This window comes from Psychromonas arctica DSM 14288, assembly GCF_000482725.1.
GTDB lineage: Bacteria > Pseudomonadota > Gammaproteobacteria > Enterobacterales > Psychromonadaceae > Psychromonas > Psychromonas arctica.
This window is the reverse complement of record NZ_AXWP01000027.1, coordinates 13,817-33,156: the sequence shown is the minus strand read 5'-3', so window position 1 is coordinate 33,156 and position 19,340 is coordinate 13,817. Positions and strand designations below refer to the sequence as shown.

15 protein-coding genes are annotated in these 19,340 nt (G+C 39.4%); 9 read left to right on the top strand and 6 right to left on the bottom strand.

Going from position 1 to position 19,340, the window contains the following annotated elements; genetic code table 11:
* Positions 1 to 12 precede the first annotated feature (12 nt).
* The 4 genes from eutL (at position 13) to eat (ending at position 4,177) form a co-directional block, all read left to right on the top strand.
* Entirely contained in the window at positions 13 to 669 is a 657-nt protein-coding gene (eutL, locus tag H592_RS0104815) for an ethanolamine utilization microcompartment protein EutL (RefSeq protein WP_028867777.1), read from the top strand.
* A gap of 15 nt (positions 670 to 684) precedes the next feature.
* Positions 685 to 2,034 (top strand): 4Fe-4S dicluster domain-containing protein, encoded by a 1,350-nt coding sequence (locus tag H592_RS0104810; protein ID WP_028867776.1) that lies wholly within the window; start codon positions 685 to 687, stop codon positions 2,032 to 2,034.
* A 12-nt stretch (positions 2,035 to 2,046) separates the two neighbouring features.
* Entirely contained in the window at positions 2,047 to 2,595 is a 549-nt protein-coding gene (locus tag H592_RS0104805; RefSeq protein WP_028867775.1) for a BMC domain-containing protein, read from the top strand.
* 157 nt (positions 2,596 to 2,752) lie between these two features.
* Positions 2,753 to 4,177 carry an ethanolamine permease gene (eat, locus tag H592_RS0104800; protein ID WP_037070923.1) on the top strand — a complete coding sequence of 475 codons (1,425 nt, stop codon included), beginning with the start codon at positions 2,753 to 2,755 and terminating at the stop codon, positions 4,175 to 4,177.
* Between the two features lie 212 nt (positions 4,178 to 4,389).
* Here the strand turns inward: eat and H592_RS24365 are convergent, their stop codons facing one another.
* The 4 genes from H592_RS24365 to argE form a co-directional block, all read right to left on the bottom strand.
* Positions 4,390 to 4,530: a hypothetical protein gene (locus H592_RS24365; protein WP_156916073.1), complete on the bottom strand. Its 141-nt coding sequence runs from the start codon at positions 4,528 to 4,530 to the stop codon at positions 4,390 to 4,392.
* A gap of 1,007 nt (positions 4,531 to 5,537) precedes the next feature.
* Positions 5,538 to 5,780, bottom strand: a complete 243-nt coding sequence (gene tusA / locus H592_RS0104790) for a sulfurtransferase TusA (protein WP_028867773.1) — start codon at positions 5,778 to 5,780, stop codon at positions 5,538 to 5,540.
* Between the two features lie 340 nt (positions 5,781 to 6,120).
* Positions 6,121 to 8,763, bottom strand: coding sequence for a phosphoenolpyruvate carboxylase (ppc, locus tag H592_RS0104785; RefSeq protein ID WP_028867772.1), 2,643 nt, complete (start codon positions 8,761 to 8,763; stop codon positions 6,121 to 6,123).
* 164 nt (positions 8,764 to 8,927) lie between these two features.
* Entirely contained in the window at positions 8,928 to 10,073 is a 1,146-nt protein-coding gene (gene argE / locus H592_RS0104780) for an acetylornithine deacetylase (RefSeq protein WP_028867771.1), read from the bottom strand.
* A gap of 672 nt (positions 10,074 to 10,745) precedes the next feature.
* Here argE and argC point away from each other — a divergent pair.
* From argC to argH, 5 genes are all read left to right on the top strand, one after another.
* Complete coding sequence (gene argC, locus H592_RS0104770; RefSeq protein WP_028867770.1) at positions 10,746 to 11,756, top strand: N-acetyl-gamma-glutamyl-phosphate reductase; 1,011 nt, start codon at positions 10,746 to 10,748, stop codon at positions 11,754 to 11,756.
* Between the two features lie 12 nt (positions 11,757 to 11,768).
* A complete protein-coding gene (gene argB, locus H592_RS0104765; RefSeq protein WP_028867769.1) occupies positions 11,769 to 12,566 on the top strand; it encodes an acetylglutamate kinase in 798 nt (265 codons plus the stop codon).
* Between the two features lie 20 nt (positions 12,567 to 12,586).
* Positions 12,587 to 13,495, top strand: a complete 909-nt coding sequence (locus H592_RS0104760) for an ornithine carbamoyltransferase (protein ID WP_028867768.1) — start codon at positions 12,587 to 12,589, stop codon at positions 13,493 to 13,495.
* A gap of 23 nt (positions 13,496 to 13,518) precedes the next feature.
* On the top strand, positions 13,519 to 14,727 hold the full coding sequence (locus H592_RS0104755; protein ID WP_028867767.1) for an argininosuccinate synthase: 1,209 nt from the start codon (positions 13,519 to 13,521) through the stop codon (positions 14,725 to 14,727).
* A gap of 159 nt (positions 14,728 to 14,886) precedes the next feature.
* A complete protein-coding gene (gene argH / locus H592_RS0104750; protein ID WP_028867766.1) occupies positions 14,887 to 16,767 on the top strand; it encodes an argininosuccinate lyase in 1,881 nt (626 codons plus the stop codon).
* 126 nt (positions 16,768 to 16,893) lie between these two features.
* Here the strand turns inward: argH and H592_RS0104745 are convergent, their stop codons facing one another.
* Positions 16,894 to 17,685 carry a 2OG-Fe dioxygenase family protein gene (locus H592_RS0104745; protein ID WP_156916072.1) on the bottom strand — a complete coding sequence of 264 codons (792 nt, stop codon included), beginning with the start codon at positions 17,683 to 17,685 and terminating at the stop codon, positions 16,894 to 16,896.
* 667 nt (positions 17,686 to 18,352) lie between these two features.
* The gene (locus H592_RS0104740) at positions 18,353 to 18,898 is read right to left on the bottom strand and encodes a gamma carbonic anhydrase family protein (RefSeq protein ID WP_028867764.1); all 546 of its coding nucleotides are present in this window, start codon (positions 18,896 to 18,898) and stop codon (positions 18,353 to 18,355) included.
* Between the last annotated feature and the right edge of the window lie 442 nt (positions 18,899 to 19,340).

The window sequence follows — 19,340 nt, the reverse complement described above, 5'->3', positions numbered from 1 at the left end:
TAGGAGTTAAGGATGGCTATTTTAGACAAAATTCAATCCTCGGTATTAGCAACGCGAGTGATCGCCTCAGTTGATCCTGCCTATGCAAAAGAGTTGGGCTTGAAACCTCACCATTACAGCATTGGTCTGATCACCTCTGACTGTGACGATGTTACCTACTGTGCCCTCGACGAAGCTACTAAAGCGGCTAACGTTGATGTGGTATATGCCAAATCTTTTTATGCGGGCGCCGACAATTCATCGGGCCCAACATCAGGCGAAGTGATCGGTATCATTGCGGGTAGTTGTCCTGCAGATGTAATAGCTGGGCTTGAGCGCTGTAAAGAATTTATTGAAAATGAAGCGGCTTTTCAATGTGCAGATGAAGCGGGAGAGCTCGTTTTTTTCGCTCATCTAGTTTCTTCGACAGGTTCATATCTATCGAAAGAAGCAGGTATTGATGAAGGTGGAGCACTGGCTTACCTTATTGCGCCACCGCTTGAAGCTATGGTGGGCTTAGATGCAGCGCTCAAAGCTGCCGATGTGAAGCTGATGAATCTATTTGCTCCCCCTTCTGAAACTAACTTTGGTGGTGGTCATTTAGCTGGTTCACAGGCTGCTTGTTTGGCTGCCTGCGAGGCATTTAAAGCTGCTGTTTTAGATATCGCCCAGAACCCAATCGCTAACTAATACGAGAATAACTAAATGGATCAATTCTTACAGAAAATTCAAGCTGGTGGCGTGATCGGGGCCGGTGGAGCTGGCTTTCCTACTTACGTGAAACTCGAGTCTCAAGCGGATGTTGTGATCGCTAACGGGGCAGAATGCGAACCATTACTGAATAAAGATCAGGTTTTGATGCAATGTAGTGCTCCATCGTTGATCGGTGGCATGATGTTAGCAATGCATCAAGTGGGTGCAAGTCGTGGCGTGATTGGTATTAAGAAAAAGCATGCGGACACGATCGCTGTGCTCCGTGATGCCATACCTGACAACATTGAATTGTTGGAGATGGATGATGTTTATCCTGCCGGTGACGAAGCTGAAATGGTTTATGAAGCAACAGGTAACCGTATTCCATCCGGTGGTCTTCCCAAAGACATCGGGGTGATGATCAACAATGTAGAGTCTTTTATCAATCTATTTCATGCGGCACAGGGGATACCTGTTACCGATACTATGGTCACCGTACATGGCGAAGTAAAAGAACCGTTCACTGCTTGGTTGCCGATAGGCATGAGTTATAGTGAAGTCATTGCACTTGCGGGTGGCATCACCTGCGATGACTTTATAGTCGTCGAAGGTGGTCCGATGATGGGCTCTGTTACAGATGACTTAAGCAAACCTATCACTAAAATATCTAGTGGGTTATTAGTATTGCCTGCCAGTTCTCGCGTCGCCACGATCAAAAATCGTAGTGAAGCTGCGCTTCGTCGAATTGGTAAATCGGCGTGTGATCAGTGTTCTATTTGTACTGATATGTGCCCTCGAAATCTGTTGGGTTACCCTATACATCCTCATTTAGCGATGCGCTCATTACAAGTTTCTGCCAATGATAACTCCAGCCTAACACAGGCTGCGCAACCTTGTTCAGAATGTAATTTATGTACTATGTGGTCTTGTCCAGAAGGGTTAGATCCGAGTCAAGTTTGTGCTACGACGAAACGTGACTTACGTGAAAATAATCTACTCATGACGCCCGCCCAGTTACAGGCAAAAACTAAAGATGTACATCCATTAAGGGATTACCGAAAAATACCTACTAAGCGCTTAATGCAACGATTGGAAGTATTGCAATACAGTCATAGGACGGCAAATCTTCTTGAGCCAATGTTAAATTTGGAAAAAGTATCAATACCGTTATCTCAACATATCGGTGTCCCCGCTTTAGCGGTCGTCAAGGTTGGAGACATTGTGAGCAAGGGCCAACTAATCGGAGCTGCAGTGGATCAAGCACTAAGTGTTTCTGTACATGCCAGTATCGACGGCACAGTGACTGAACTCAGTAATATCGTGGTAATTGAACGCACCGCTGACTTAATAAACAATAATTAGAAGAGTGAAAAAATGATAAATGCCATTGGTTGTATTGAATTGAATTCGATTGCGCGAGGCTACGTAGTGGCAGACGCAATGTTAAAAGCCGCAGAGGTTAACATCTTGTTTAACCGCACAATTTGTCCCGGCAAATTTATGGTGATGGTAAGTGGTGATGTTGCATCTATCAATGCCGCAGTTGCGACTGGATTACAGGTTGGTGCAGGTGAGGTTGTTGATGATTTAATCATTGCGAATGTACATCCTGATGTATTTCCTGCCATTTCTGGATCTCGCATTATTGAGCGTTCAGATGCATTGGGAATCATCGAAACATTTTCGGTTGCAGCAATAGTAGAGGCTGCCGATGCAGCGGTGAAAGCGGCAAATATCGAACTGTTAGAAGTACACATGGCAATGGCGATTGGTGGTAAAGGTTTTGTGACCTTCACTGGTGATGTTGCTGCGGTACAGGCAGCTGTGGATGCCGCGGTTGAGTGTATTAAACATAAAGGTGTTTTAGTGAATATGGAAGTCATTGCACAACCACGAAAAGAAATTCTAGAAGGAAAAGTTTAATTTCAAGCTAATACTTGAAAATAAAGCACGAAGAAGAAGTCAAATACCACTTGGAAAATAGGTTTGATGTAGGGATTGAAAGGATGCTGTTCAATTTGGAGGTCTCCGCCAAATAACCTTAACGCCAACATAATAATTTTAATTAAAGGGAAAATTTATGTCAAATCACGAAGAGTCATCAGGTATTGGTTCCAAAGAGTTTATGGAACATCGACAGCTGAAAAAAGGGGTAGCGGGTTGGATGCTACTTGCGACACTCGGCGTATCATATGTAATATCTGGTGATTATGCTGGTTGGAACTTTGGTATCGGAACTGCTGGTTGGGGTGGTATGCTTATTGCCACAATCGCGATGGGGCTGATGTATTTTACATTAGTTCTAGTCTTAGCCGAATTATCAGCTGCTATTCCGACTGCAGGTGGTGGCTATAGTTTTGCTCGTCGAGTTATGGGGCCTGTTGGTGGGTTTGCGACTGGGTTAGCGGTGTTGTTGGAATATGTAATCGCACCAGCTGCGATTGTTATTTTTATTGGTAATTATGTTGAAGCACTAACTGGCTTGAATGGACCAATGGTTTACGCTGTATTCTACATCGTCTTTATCGGTGTGCATTTGGTTGGTGCCGGTGAAGCGATGAAGACCATGATGGTAATTACTGCATTTGCCGTGGTGGCGATCATCGTTACAGCAATAGGTCTGCTTCCGCACTTTGAAGCGGCTAACCTATTTGATATTGCCCCCAATCCAGAAGTGATTGGTTCAACAACATTCTTACCTGAAGGTTGGGTTGGTGTTTGGGCTGCATTACCTTTTGCCATGTGGTTATTCTTGGCGGTTGAAGGTGTACCGCTAGCTGCAGAGGAAGCGAAAGATCCAGCAAAAGATTTACCTCGCGGTATTATTGTCGCAATGGTATTCCTACTCGTTTCAGCTGGGGTTGTATTGTTCCTCGTTCCTGGTGTTGCAGGCGCCTCTGCTGCTGGTGGTTATGGCGCTCCATTGGTTGATGCGTTGCGTGTTGCTTATGGTGAAAACTCAATGTTAGCTAACTTTGTTAATGTTGTTGGTTTAAGTGGTTTAATTGCTTCTTTTTTCTCTATTGTTTATGGTTATAGTCGTTTGGTGTTTGCACTTTCTCGTGCTGGGTATTTACCTGCGTCATTATCCCTTACAACGAAAACTAAAGTACCACTGTGGGGCTTGATCGTACCAGGGATTGTTGGCTTTATTGCCTCGCTTACTGGTGAAGGCGATATGATGATCCAAATTGCTGTATTTGGCGCCACGATCTCTTATGCACTACAAGCTTATAGTTTTATTTTATTACGTCGTAAAGAACCTGAACTACACCGTCCTTACCGAGCTCCTGGTGGTGTTGTGACTGCATGGATCACTATTGTTCTTGCATTGATTGCATTAACATCTTGTTTTGTTTATGACATCCGTGCTGCATTTTGGGCAATGGGACTTTATGCCGTTGGTATGGCATATTTCTTTGTATTTAAACATAAAGAAGTATCAAAACATTCAGCTGCTGAAGAGTTTGCTGCTATTCAGCAAGCTGAAAACGAGCTAGATTAAGTTTCAAATCTTTTACAAATAATGATTCATGATCCTTTTATTTGGTTACGCATGAATAAGCTGTTGCGGTGTTCGCCCGACAGCTTTGTACAAAGATATATATCCATCCCACTTCACGATGCAGACGTTATCTTTTGAAAGTTGTCATTAATTAGACTCAATAATGAGTCTCCTATTTCTGGCAGTTTTCTTTCAAAAAAATCATCTATTTATTATCGAAACTCTTTCGCTTTATTTTTAATAATATTAGCACGATGGCAAGCTGCACCATCTACTACTAAATGAACACAAAGATTAAATGGATGCTGTGCTCTCAGCTTCTCTAAGAAGAAATTAATATATTCACTGTTCACTTTTTCATAACCTTTCACAATGGCTGACCCAATTTAATTCAAATTTATGCAACAATGATGTTTAGTCGCGTTAGGCTTCCTGTTGTTTTAATGCTTTTATCATGACCGGTTCGAATCTATCCTCATGTCACTTTAGTCGAATGAATGGGGGCATTGTATCCATGAATAAAATAGGCTTTTTACCTGAATTGGCTTTAAGGTGATCGTAATATTCAATAAATTTTCAGCATCAAATTTATGAGGGACACCTTTGGGATATTTATAGCTAAATTCATGTTGATGTAACTATTTATTTAACCCAGAAATACTGAATGATATGCGCCAAAGGTCAAAAATATAATCAATAATTTGATAGGAATATCGATAAGTATTCTGGGATAAATGAAGTATTAACGTTTCTGTTTGAGCAATGGATAAATAACCTCGGGAGCTTCCATTTTCAGGTTTTAATTCACCCTTGAAAGATCCTCATTGATATGTCGAATAACACTTATATCATGAATAAGTAACGCTTCGGCAATCGATGGGTAGACCTGCCATTTGAATGGTGGATAATTGCATTAATACGGTCACAAACTTGCTTATCACTAGTTGAATGATGCAACTGCATTAATGTATGTTTTTGGTCAGAGGTTAAGTTGATTTTTTGCATTGAGATAGCATGATCATCATTAGACCAAAAAATTAAGTATCTTCATTGATCTCGGATATAGGTTGCTAAATAACCTCAGTTATGGATAAGCAAAGCGATACAACACCGCTATTTCTGCGGATTTCTTCGTTAAATTACCTATCAATAACCAGTTATTGCTTCAATAATTCGCCTTGAACTACGCAAAACTAGCGACACTGTGTAGCCAAAAAATATAATGTTATGATTTTAAATATAATTTCGCTTTCATTAACCAGAACTGAGGTTAAATAAGAATAAAATTAATGTCGAAACCAAGGTGTTTGTTAATTAATCAAGGTATTTGTTAGTTAACTCTTAATTGGCTCGTTGTTTATTACTTCAACCCTTTCTTGATCAAATAGCGGTAAGGCAGTGTTTCAATTTGTGCTTCTACTAATTGATGTTCCATAAAGCGACAAAAACTAGGGATATCGCGTGTGGTGGCCGGGTCGTCTGCAATAATTTCTAATAAATCACCCGCTTCCAATTTACGTACCGTTTTTCTGATCACCATTACTGGTTCAGGGCAGCGTAATCCAAGTGCATCCAGTTGTTGTATTGCTATATCGTTAGTCATTTTTTTACCGAGTTCTTGTCAAAAATGGATTTTATCATATTCACTCTTATCAAAACCACCATAAAAAAGTTGAAAATAAAGACATCGTGTTATCAGACAAAAAGCTAAGCAGGTTGAGTAATTAAGGCAGGGCTATGACAATATGATTTTTCTACTGCTTTGGTGATTGAAGATTTGGTTACTGAGCTATTTAGTTTTAATGTGGACAGAAGATGAGGATAATTATCAGCAGGGACAGAGCAGAATATAATTAATGATAAAAAAACAGCCCTTTTATATCATTACAAAAGGGCTGCTAAAGCAATATTATGAAATTGCTATTTTAGTTGTTTATTAAACCTTAACCTGTATTACGTAAACCAGCCGCGATACCTGCAATAGTCACCATTAACGCTTGGTCAATATCTGGGTTAATCGTTTCATTTTTCTCACATGAACGTGAACGAGACAATAACTCAGCTTGCAACATATTTAGTGGATCAACATACGGGTTACGTAGTTTGATTGACTCTTTTATCCAAGGTTGTTCTTGCATTAACTGGTGATCTGGAATGGTTTCTAAAACCGTTTCACGTGTTAACTTCAGGTTCTCACGTAGGCGTTCGCCTAAAGGCCATAACTCTTTTGGTACTAAACGTTCTTCATAAAACTTAGTTAACTCTTCATCAGCCTTCATGAATACCATTTCAAACATTTCTAAACGAGTATGGAAGAAAGGCCAGTTAACATACATTTCTTGCAACAGGTCTTTTTTACCTTCGTCGAGTAATGTTTTAAGTGATGTACCTGCGCCTAACCAGGCTGGCAACATCAAACGGTTTTGACTCCAAGCAAAAATCCATGGAATTGCACGTAAACTTTCAACGCCGCCGTTAGGTTTACGCTTAGCGGGGCGGCTACCCAAAGCTAATTTTCCTAACTCTAACTCTGGTGTCACGCTACGGAAATAAGGCACAAAGTCAGGCTCATCACGTACAAAGTGGCGATACTCTTCACATGACTGCTCTGCAAATTGTTGCATTACATCTCGCCATTCTTGTTTTGGTGCTGGTGGTGGCAGTAAGTTAGCTTCTAAAATAGCCGCGGTATAAAGGTTCAAACTGTGTACCGCTACTTTTGGTAAGCCAAACTTAAAGCGGATCATCTCGCCTTGCTCTGTTACACGTAATCCACCTTTTAAAGAACCTGGAGGTTGTGACAATAATGCTTGTTGTGCTGGTGCACCGCCACGACCAATTGTACCGCCACGGCCGTGGAACAATACTAATTGAATGTCGTTATCTTCACTGATTTTAATTAGCGCTTCTTGTGAGGTGTATTGCGCCCAGTTAGCCGCCATTACGCCAGCATCTTTAGCTGAATCAGAATAACCAATCATGACATGTTGCTCACCGTTAATATAACCACGGTACCAATCAACTGCATATAAGCGTTTCATAACGTCGGCTGCATTATTCAAATCGTCCAATGTTTCAAATAATGGAGCAACAGGAATACGGAATGGACAACCGACTTCTTTAAGTAGCAATTGCACTGCTAGCACATCAGACGCTTGGCGAGCCATTGAAATAATATAAATGCCTAAGGCTTCAGGGTCAGTTGCTGCAACAACTCTACAGGTATCTAATACTTCTTGAACGTCAGCGGAAGGCTTCCAAGCAGAAGGAATAAGCGGGCGTTTACTATTTAGCTCTTGTAATAAGAAGGCTTGTTTGTCCTCTTCATTCCAAGCGTTGTAATCGCCAATACCTAAGTAACGTGTTAGTTCAGATAAGGTATCACCATGACGTTCACCATCTTGACGGATATCTAACTTAACCAGGTTGACACCAAAACAGTTTACACGGCGCAAAATATCTAATAGCAACCCGTTCGCAATAGAAGCCATGCCCATATTGATCAGAGAGTTGTAACATAACTCTAATGGCTGTTTAAGCTGCTTAGTTGTGATGATGATATCTTTTGCATTGCTTTCATGGCCTTGCAAGGTTGCGCTTAATGCCGTTAAGGTTTCTTTTAGTTCTGTACGTAATTTACGTAGGATTGCACGGTAAGGTTCATCAACACCTTCACCCACAATAGCGCGTAAAGCTGGATCGCAGTTATCCATTGATAACTCTTTTGTTAGTTCCTGAATATCTTCAAGGTACAAACTGACAGCGACCCAACGACTAGTAATTAATACTTCTTTGGTAACTTCAGCCGTTACAAATGGGTTACCATCTCGGTCTCCACCCATCCATGACGTAAACTTAATTGGCGATGCATCAAGTGGCAATGAGATACCTAAACCATCTTGTAAGGTTTTGTCTAATTCTCGCACATATTGGGGAACTGCTTCCCATAAGCTGTTTTCAATAACCGCAAAACCCCATTTTGCTTCATCAACAGGTGTCGGGCGGTTTTTACGAATGTCATTGGTGTGCCAAGCTTGTGTAATTAACTGTTCAAGGCGTACTAACAGTTGGTCGCGCTCTTTATCAGAGATATCAGTGAGTTCTAAAAGACTCAAGCATTGGTTAATGGCACTGTGTTTGTGGATCAAAGTACGACGTGTTATTTCCGTTGGGTGTGCTGTTAGCACCATATCCATTTTTAATTCAGCAACTGTTTTTTGCATCTCTTCTTCTGAGATATCGCTGCTTTTTAACTTTGAGATTAATTGCTGTAGCGGCTCAGGTGCACAAACGCCAGTATCACAATGGCGAGAAATGCCATGGAATTGTTCTGCGATATTGGCTAGGTTTAAAAAGTGCGTGAATGCACGTGCCACTGGTAATAATTCATGGTCACTTAAGTTTGATAACACTTCAATCAAACGCTCGCCATCTTGGTTATTACCTGCGCGAGATGATTTAGAAAGCTGACGAATGTTTTCAATTTTTTCAAGGAATGATTCACCCAGGTGGTCGCTAATACTTTTTCCAAGTAATTGACCTAATAAACTAACATTGCCTCGCAGGTTTGCATATTCTTCTGTCATCGTACTTCCCTATTCCTGTAATAAAATTACAATTTCTTGTCGTAGAACTAAATAAAATACCACAATGAAGAGGCTAGTCAATCTAGCTTCGCTTGCATTGCGTATTTCTTTTCTTGTAAATAATTTTCTCGTAATTTAATTACGGAAAAAAATACACTTATATTTTATGAACAATAATGTTGAATAAGTTTTGTTATTACCTCTTGCGTTGGTTTTACAAAGGAAAGATCTAAAAATTCATTAGGTTGATGTGCTTGAGTAATATGACCCGGGCCTAGGACGATGGTATCGCAACCTAATGCTTGAATGAATGGCGCTTCAGTACAATAATTGGCGCTGGTCGCTTTATTACCGGTATAAATCTCTGCATTATCGATCAAATCTGAATGAAGTGGGCACTGATAAGATGGGATCGGCTCATGTAAATGAAACATTTCTATACTATTCGGGTAGCGTTTTTCAATTTCAGTTAATGCCTGTTTCACCGTAATAAATAATTCATTAGTGGTGACACCAGGAATTGGACGCATATCAATATGTAATTCACAGCAGCCACAAATACGGTTAGGGCTATCACCCCCAGTGATCGCACCAAAGTTGAGTGTCGGGTAGGGCACTTCAAAGTGTGGGTTGTTATATTTTTCTTTGAAAGTTTGCTGTACTTTCTTAAGTTCAGATAAGACTAAATGCATGACTTCAATGGCATTTAATCCTTTGTCTGGATCTGAGCTATGACCGCTTTTGCCGGTAATGCGGATCCCTTCAGACATGTGCCCCTTATGCATGGTCACCGGTACCATCCCAGTTGGCTCACCAATCACCGCATAATCAGGCTTGAAATGTTTTTGCTCGGAGATCTGTTGTGCACCAGACATGGTCGTTTCTTCGTCTGCGGTAGCTAAAATACGTAACGGTTTGGTGAGTTTGCTTCGGTCAATTGTTTTTAATGCTTCTATAACAAAAGCAAAAAAGCCCTTCATATCGATAGTACCTAAACCATATAAACGGTTGTCCTTTTCTACCACTTGGAATGGATCCGTCTGCCATTTTCCTTCGTCATAAGGAACCGTATCGGTATGGCCTGCAAGCAATAAGCCACCGTCACCTGAACCTAGGGTTGCCACCAAGTTAAACTTTCCCGGTGCAGCTTTTACTTCTATTATTTCGGTACTAAAGCCGAGGTCAGTTAACCATTCTGCAAGTTGATTGATCACGGCAACGTTACTTTGGTCCCATGCACCATCTGTAGAGCTAATGGAAGGTAGTTTGATAAGGTCTTTATATAAGTCGATGAAAGCTGGTAATGACATACTGTTCCTTAATATTGAGCTTAAGCTCATTGTATTAACTCACTGTTCCACTGTTGTGGCTAAAATAAATGATCTATTAATAGGAAAATCACTTATTTTATTGATACAAGATCACACTCTTAATACAACGAGTCATAAAGATGATATTTATTAATGAATAAACCTACTTTGGCATATTCTGTGTTTACTACAATTTTTTACATTACTCCGTGGTGGCTCTAAATACTTAAGCATTTTTATTTTATGCCTGATTGTGCGTAATATTAAAGCTATTTTTATGCTCATAAAAAAATAATGGATTAGCTGACTTTTTATCTTTTATTCAACGCAATCAAATTTATCATTTTATTGGACCTGTAAAACAGGGCGGTAATTAGCTATAACACGGTAATAACCAATAAAAGAATGAATTTAAAAATAAGATTATTCAAATAAAATCGCTTTATATTCATATCCTTACAATAGATTTTTGTGTGGCTTTTATAAGTCAAAATAAACAAATTGATACAAGCAAAAAACAATTTAACATTTTTTATATATTTATTCACATTTATTGAATAAATAGTCACTTTGATTTAGAGTATAGCTTTATATCAAGTGACTCTACCTTTATACTGTTAATCGAGTTTATTTATCACGTATTAAGTTAGTAATTAAACAGGAATTTTCTTTATGTTAAAAGCGATTGTAGTGGGAGCTAGCGGTTACACGGGAGCAGAATTAGCGACGTTTTTAACGCGCCATCCGAGTATCGAATTATCTGGATTGTATGTTTCTGAAGGTAGCTTAGATAAAGGCAAAAAAATCTCCGATTTATACGGCAATTTACGCGGTTGCGTGGATTTACCATTACAACCTCTTGGTGTAAGCGGAATTAAAGCGGCCTGTGAAAATATTGATATCGTTATTTTAGCGACCGCTCATGAAGTGAGCCATGACTTAGCCCCTTTGTTTTTAGCTGAGAATACGGTGGTATTTGATCTATCAGGTGCATTTCGTGTTCAATCAGTAGGTTTCTATGAAAAATATTACGGCTTTACACATCAATACCCTGAATTATTAGCACAGGCTGTTTATGGTTTAGCAGAATGGAACGCTGAACAGGTAAAAGAGACTGACCTAATTGCAGTACCTGGCTGTTACACAACAGCTTCTTTAACTGCATTAAAACCTTTGTTTGAAGCTGGTTTTATTAAACAAGGTATAAAACCAACGATTAATGCGACTAGCGGTGTAAGTGGTGCAGGGCGTAAAGCGAATGTTGCGAGTAGTTTTTGTGAAGTGAGCTTACAGCCTTACGGTGTTTTCACTCATCGTCATAAACCTGAGATTGATCAACACTTAGGCACTGACGTGGTATTTACACCACATTTAGGCAGTTTCAAACGTGGTATTTTAGCCAGTATTAATGTGGTACTAAATGAAGGTGTCACGGCTGAACAAGTAAACCAAGCATATCAAACTGCTTATGCAGATAAACCGATAGTGCGATTAATGGAAGGGACTTTCCCTGCCCTGAAGAATGTAGTCGGCACCCCATTCTGTGATTTAGGTTGGGCGCTTGATGGCCAAGACCTAGTGGTATTTAGTGCGATTGATAATTTGCTTAAAGGCGCTTCTTCACAAGCAATGCAATGCATTAATTTACGTTTTGGTTTTGATATGACGACTTCTATTTTATAAAACGGATTTTCAATGACACAATCACAATCACAATCACAACAAAAACCACTGCTCATTAAGCTAGGTGGAGCAGTATTAGAAAACAATCAAGCATTGACCAATTTATTCACTGCGTTAACGGAATATTTAGCAACACAACAGCGCCCGTTATTGCTGGTACACGGTGGTGGTGTGATTGTTGAAGACGTGCTCAGTAAAATGAACATTAAAAGTGAAAAGAAAAATGGTTTACGTATTACACCATTTGATCAAATTCCTTATGTTGCAGGTGCCCTTGCAGGTACATCAAATAAATTATTGATGGCAAAAGCATTACAAGCAGGTTTGTCAGCTGTTGGCTTATCACTCGCAGATGGCTTTAGTTGTTCAGTAAAACAGATGGATCCAGACTTAGGTGCCGTAGGCATATGTAGCCCTAATAACCCGACACTGATTAATACGTTATTAGCGGGTAACTTCTTACCGGTTATTTCTTCAATCGCAATTGGTGAAGATGGTAATTTATATAATGTAAATGCAGACCAAGCGGCTATTGCTATCTGTGAGCTAGTGGGGGCAGAGTTGGTATTTTTATCCGATGTTGATGGCGTATGGGACGCACAGAAACAGGTTATTCCTGAGTTAAATACGCAACTAGCTGATACACTTATCGCTAAAAATGTGATTCAAGATGGTATGGCTGTGAAAGTAAAAGCCGCATTACAAGCCGCCGATGAATTAGGTTATGTGATGTTAGCAAGTTGGAAGAATCCTGAAAATTTAGTGTCATTGCTTGCAGGTAAAGCAGTGGGAACCAAAGTAATTAAATAAAGATTAAATAGAGAGTGACAATGGAAAATTTATTAACCGGCATGGAAATGACTCAACAACAAGCATTAGACTTGATTGCATTGGGTAAAGATTTAAAAGCAAATCCAAGTAAATATGCACAGGCATTAGCCGGTAAAAGCGTTGTTACTTTATTTGAGAAACAATCACTGCGTACGCGTGTCACCTTTGATATTGGTGTGAATAAATTAGGCGGTCATGCGGTTTATTTAGATCAGACTAATGGTGCAATGGGTAGCCGCGAAGACGTTAAAGATTTTGCCGCAAATATATCTCGCTGGGCAGATTGTATTGTTGCACGTGTATTTGACCACAATACATTGGTTGAGATGCAAGAGTACGCTTCAGTACCTGTTATTAACTCATTATGTGATTTATACCACCCATGCCAAGGCATGGCTGACTTTTTAACCATCTCGCAAAACTACGATGATTTAACAAAAGTGAAATTGGCTTATATCGGCGATGGTAATAATGTTACACATTCGTTATTCATTGCTGGTGCTATCTTAGGTGCAACCGTGACTGCAGTTTGTCCATTAGGACATAGTCCAGATGCACAAATTCTTAAAAAAGCAGAAGAAATCGCAAAAGAAACAGGTGCTACAATTACTGTAACTAATAATATTGAAGATATTAAAGGTTATGACGTTGTTTATGGCGACACTTGGTTATCAATGGGCGATGATACGCCATTAGAGCAAATCAAAGCTAAATTTATGCCATACCAAATTAACCAAGCATTACTTGATGACACAGGTATTAAACATATTTTACATTGTCAGCCTGCACATCGCGGTTTAGACATCACGTCTGATGTAATGGATGGTCCAGCTTCATTGATTTTTGATCAAGCTGAAAATAGAATGCACATACAAAACGCTATAATGCTTACCTTAATTAACAAATAGATGTAGACGAAAGGAAATAATCAATGAGTAAAGTTAAAAAAGTTGTTCTCGCTTATTCAGGCGGTCTAGATACATCAGCAATCATTCCATGGTTAAAAGAAACTTATGATGATTGTGAAATCGTAGCGTTTTGTGCCGATGTGGGCCAAGGAGCAGAAGAATTAGTTGGTTTGCACGAAAAAGCAATTGCTTCAGGTGCTTCTGAATGTCATATCGTTGACTTGAAAGAAGAATTTGTTAAAGACTATATCTACCCAACGATTGCTTCTGGCGCTGTATATGAAGGTACTTACTTATTAGGTACTTCTATGGCGCGTCCAATCATCGCTAAAGCACAAGTTGAAGTGGCTTTAAAAGTAGGTGCTGATGCAGTTTGTCATGGTTGTACTGGTAAAGGTAATGACCAAATCCGTTTTGAAAGCTGTTTTGCTGCACTAGCACCAGAGCTACGAGTTATTGCACCTTGGCGTGAGTGGGATATGGTTTCTCGTGAAGATTTATTGGACTACCTTGCTGAGCGTAATATTGAAACAACAGCAAGCGCGACTAAAATCTACAGCCGTGATGCAAATGCATGGCACATTTCGCACGAAGGTGGCGAGCTAGAAGACCCATACAACGAACCAAGTAAAGGTGTTTGGACATTAACGGTTGATCCGCTTGATGCACCAAATGAGCCTGAATACGTTACGTTAAAAGTTGAAAATGCACGTGTTACTGCGGTTGATGGTGTTGAACTTTCTCCTTACGATGCGTTAATGGTATTAAACGAGAAAGCAGCCGCTCATGGTGTTGGCCGTATCGATATCACAGAAAACCGTACGGTTGGTATGAAGTCTCGTGGTTGTTACGAAACGCCGGGAGGTACAGTGATGGTCACTGCACTGCGTGGTATTGATGAACTAGTACACGACAAACCTTCTCGTCGCTGGCGTGATCAAGTGGGCCAAGAATTTGCTCACTTAGTGTATGACGGTCGTTGGTTTACACCACTTTGTGGTTCTTTATTAGCGGCATCTGAGTCACTAGCAAAAGATGCAAACGGTGAAGTGGTTGTTCGTCTTTACAAAGGACAAGCAACAGCGGTTAAGAAACGTTCTCCAAATAGCCTTTACTCTGAAGAGTTTGCTACATTTGGGGATGACAACGTATATGACCAAAAACATGCTGAAGGTTTTATCCGTTTATATTCACTGTCTAGCCGTATTCGTAAGCTAAACAGTAACAAATAAACAAAAATACCTTTAAAATTCCTGCTCCGATTGTCGGGGCAGGAATTTCTATTTATAAGCGCTTTTAAAAATAAGTGTGTTTATAAATAGAATAGAATTTAATATCAATCCTTTAACGAATCGGTTTGGCATCATTGCCAAGTCAGAATGGAGTAACAAATGGCACTATGGGGCGGACGTTTTAGCCAAGCGGCAGACGTAAAATTTAAATTATTTAATGATTCCTTGAAGTTTGACTACCGTTTAGCTGAACAGGATATTATTGGCTCAATAGCATGGTCAAAAGCGTTGTTAGCGGTAAATGTATTAACTTCTGATGAACAAATTAGTATTGATAAAAGCTTAAATGAATTACTAGTTTCAGTGCAAGCCAACCCAGAGCAAGTTTTACAATCTGACGCTGAAGATATCCATTCTTGGGTTGAAGGGCAGCTAATCAATAAAGTCGGTGATTTGGGTAAAAAACTACACACTGGACGCAGCCGAAATGACCAAGTTGCTACCGACCTAAAATTATGGTGTAAAAAAACCGCCCAAGAGTTAATTGTTCACCTTAATACATTAGAAGCTAAGTTGATTGAATTAGCACGTATCCATCAATCTGTTGTATTACCAGGTTACACGCATTTACAACGTGCTCAGCCGGTGACATTTTCACATTGGTGTTTAGCGTATTTAGAAATGTTAGAGCGTGACCATAGTCGTTTAGAAGATTGTATTGACCGTATGGATACTTGCCCATTAGGCAGTGGCGCATTAGCCGGTACTGGTTATCCGATGGATAGAACTGTACTAGCACATTCGCTAGGCTTTAAACGCGCAACACGCAATAGTTTAGATTCAGTATCAGACCGTGACCACGTTGTTGAATTGATGAGTTGTGCAACATTATCAATGGTACATCTATCACGTATGGCTGAAGATTTAATTTTCTATAACAGTGGTGAGTCTGGCTTTATTGAAATGTCAGATCAAGTGACATCAGGTTCTTCATTAATGCCACAAAAGAAAAATCCAGATGCAATGGAATTGATTCGTGGTAAGTCTGGCCGTGTATTTGGTTCATTAGCAGGTATGTTAATGACATTAAAAGCGTTACCGCTTGCGTATAACAAAGATATGCAAGAAGACAAAGAAGGGCTATTTGACGCATTAGATACATGGGGCGATTGCCTAGAAATGGGTGCAATGGCCTTAACAAACCTTAAGGTTAATGAAGAGCGTACTAAAGAAGCTGCACAAGGTGGTTACTCAAATGCAACAGAATTGGCCGACTATTTAGTAGCCAAAGGGATCCCTTTCCGTGAAGCTCACCATATCGTAGGTGTCGCTGTGGTGTCGGCGATCGAAAAAGGCGTACCATTAGAAGAGTTAACCGTTGCAGAGTTTAAACAATTCTCTAGCGTGATTGAAGATGATGTTTATCCAACCTTAACATTAGAAGCAACGTTAGCTGCGCGTACCGCATTAGGTGGTGTTTCACCACATCAAGTGGAGTTTGCATTAACAGAAGCTGAGCAACGTTTATCTAAACGCGGCAAGTCAGGTATTGTGATTAGATCAGCAAATGTTGACGATATAGACCGTATTGAGTCAATGGTTAATTACTGGGTGGAAAAAGGTGAAAATTTACCACGTGATAAATCAGATTTAGCAAAATCAATTGATGAGTTTGTTGTCACTGAACTGGACGGAATAGTCGCAGGTTGTGGCTCGGTTCATATTTATGACACTGGTTTAGCTGAAATTCGTTCAATAGGTATCGAACCTGGTTATGAAGGTCGTGGCCAAGGTAGTGCAATCGTAGAGCTTCTAGTTAAACGTTCTGAAAAATTAGCGATTAAACGATTGTTTGCATTAACTCGTATGCCAGATTTCTTTATGAAACTAGGTTTTAGTCCTGAAAGTAAAGCAACCATGCCTGATAAAGTGTTAAAAGATTGTGCGATGTTTGTCAGTGAGCATGCTAATAGTGAAAAAGCGCTAGAGTTAAACTACAAAACAAGTATGTTATTGCATAAAGAAATGACTAAAAGTTAAAACAAGAAAAAAGGTATTATTTCTGTTTAAGAAATAATACCTTATCTTATTAAGTAGGCTGGTCTGCACTGGTGTAGATCAACTATATTGAGAATTAACTCTTACTATAAGCACCTAATACAATTTTTAACTGTTATGAAGTACCGCGTCAGGAAAGTGTTGACGTAAAATACGATTTTGAAAGGTATCGTTAAAACGAGCATTAATAATAATGATAAATCGCTCAAAAGGTTGTTGTTGATCGAGTGGTTGCACAGATGAGATGTTATGAAAAACCTCATTATCGCGAATATGCATCATTTCACCCGGCGCTAATGTGCTATCCGCTATTAACTGTTTGCCCGCTTTATCCTTATAGATAGTATTTAACCCCCCAGTTACATTTTCTCTATTAATCACCAGAATACTTAAAAACTGACTACCATCTTGATGGATGCCTTGACCTTGTAAAGGATCTAACGACTGCTTTCCTTTGACACCTGTGATTTGCATCAAGATCGGCTCTTGTGGGTTGATATTCCAAAGTTCCGCCCATGCTTTAATAAACTCTTGCACATCTTCACGCTGTAAAAAGGTCTTATCCATTGCAGGATAGTGACGTAATTTATCAGCCATCGTATCGGCATCGTTATAAGCACCACCCTGTGCCATAGGACAGTTATCTAATGTTTTAAGATCGCCACCCTCAGTAAAATAAAGCCAAGACATACTTTTCCAACGCGTCTCAACATAAGGGTCTTTTGGTAAGTCATGCAAATATTGTTGCCATTCAGCTAAATTTATCTGCTCATTAATATCCGTTTGACTCCAGCTGCGCGCTGCAATATCTCGTTTAACATGCGTTGGCCAATAAGGAAGTTTTGCTAGTAGTGAAGGTATTGCTGGGGTTTGGACATGATCAAAGTATACATTTTTCATCGTATTTCCTTTTATAAATAGATTGTTTAAAGAAAGCCGTTAGAGGTGTTTATGTTCTAACGTGACAAAAGGTATAGCCTTGTTATTTAGGTATCAATTTAGAGGTGTAAAATAAAACCCTTATTAATGCAGAAAGTGAGAGCAAACGAACGCGAGAGACAGAAAAATAATGTGGTAAGTAGGTAGCTGAAAATAAGTAATATTTAAAAATAATGAAATTGAATCATCAAGTGGATTTAGCAGCTTAATATAAAGTGCGTCATTATTGGCTGCTCACTAAAGTTGTTAGAACAATGCGAATTAATAGGTAAGCGGCAATCATTAAGGTGTTAGTAATGTGATCGCTTATTTGAATTGCTGACGGAAAACGTCGCAATCACATAACAACGCTTTAAATAGCTATTATTTATATGAATAAGAATCCAGTGATTACAAAACACAGATAAGAAAGTACAGATAAGAAAATAAGGATAAGAAGATAAAAAAGGATAGAACTGATAAAGGTATAGATATAGGTAATGTAGAGGTGATGAAGAAACGATAGGTTTTGAGTAAAAGAAGTAGCAGTACATGGGGCTTAATATAAAGAGTCCAATATACTGCTTAATAATCTAGCGCGATTTAATAATATAAGTATGAAAGTTGTTTCTACTTATGACTATCACCGTTATGAAGGTGTTTCTTCAAGATACTCATTTTTTAAATTAACATAGTGGCTAGCAGAGCGTTTTAAAAAAGCAAACTCAGCTTCTGTTAATGCACGAGCAGGTTTTGCAGGTGAACCCACATATAAAAAGCCAGAAGCTAATACTTTATTAGGGGGCACTAATGAACCAGCCGCAATAATAACATCATCTTCAATGTGTGCATTGTCTAATATAATGGCTCCCATACCAATCAAAACACGATCGCCAATTTGGCAGGCATGTAACATTGCCTTGTGTCCTACAGTAACGTCTTCGCCAATGACCAGCGAGTAGCCAGTAGAAGAAGCTTCTCCTTTTCTGGCTACATGTAATACAGAAGCATCTTGAATATTGGTGCGAGCACCAACAGAAATAGAATGTACATCACCGCGTAATACACACATAGGCCAAATACTGACATCATCAGCGAGTGTTACATCACCAATAATAGAAGAAAAAGGGTCAATATAAACAGCATCACCGATTGTAGGATAGATATTCTTATAAGGACGTAGTGTAGGAAACATAATAAACCTTCTTGATCGACATAATAAAAGGCCACTATACGACACAAAAGTGTGGATAACAAAAGCAAAATTGTGGATAACTTGTGTTCAAACTAGGTATAAAAATTAATTGCAAATAATCGTAATAAAACACTTGCCAATGTGATCTCAATCCCTATAATGCGACCCCACAGACACGGGATGTAGCGCAAGTTACCCACCGAGTTTGAGAATAGTTTTTAACGTATTAACGCTTCGTAGTTCGCTTCGAAATTAAGTTAAATTAAAACGTTGACAATGTTCGAAAGGCGCGTAATATACGCCGCCTAGCCGCAAGGCACGCTCTTTAACAATTTAATCAAACAATCTGTGTGAGCACTTGTTGTTGATGTGATTTCAAAAAAATCAAAAATGTAATTCTTCTGCTTGCAGAAAGTTACAGCCTTTCTTGTAAAGGCAACAT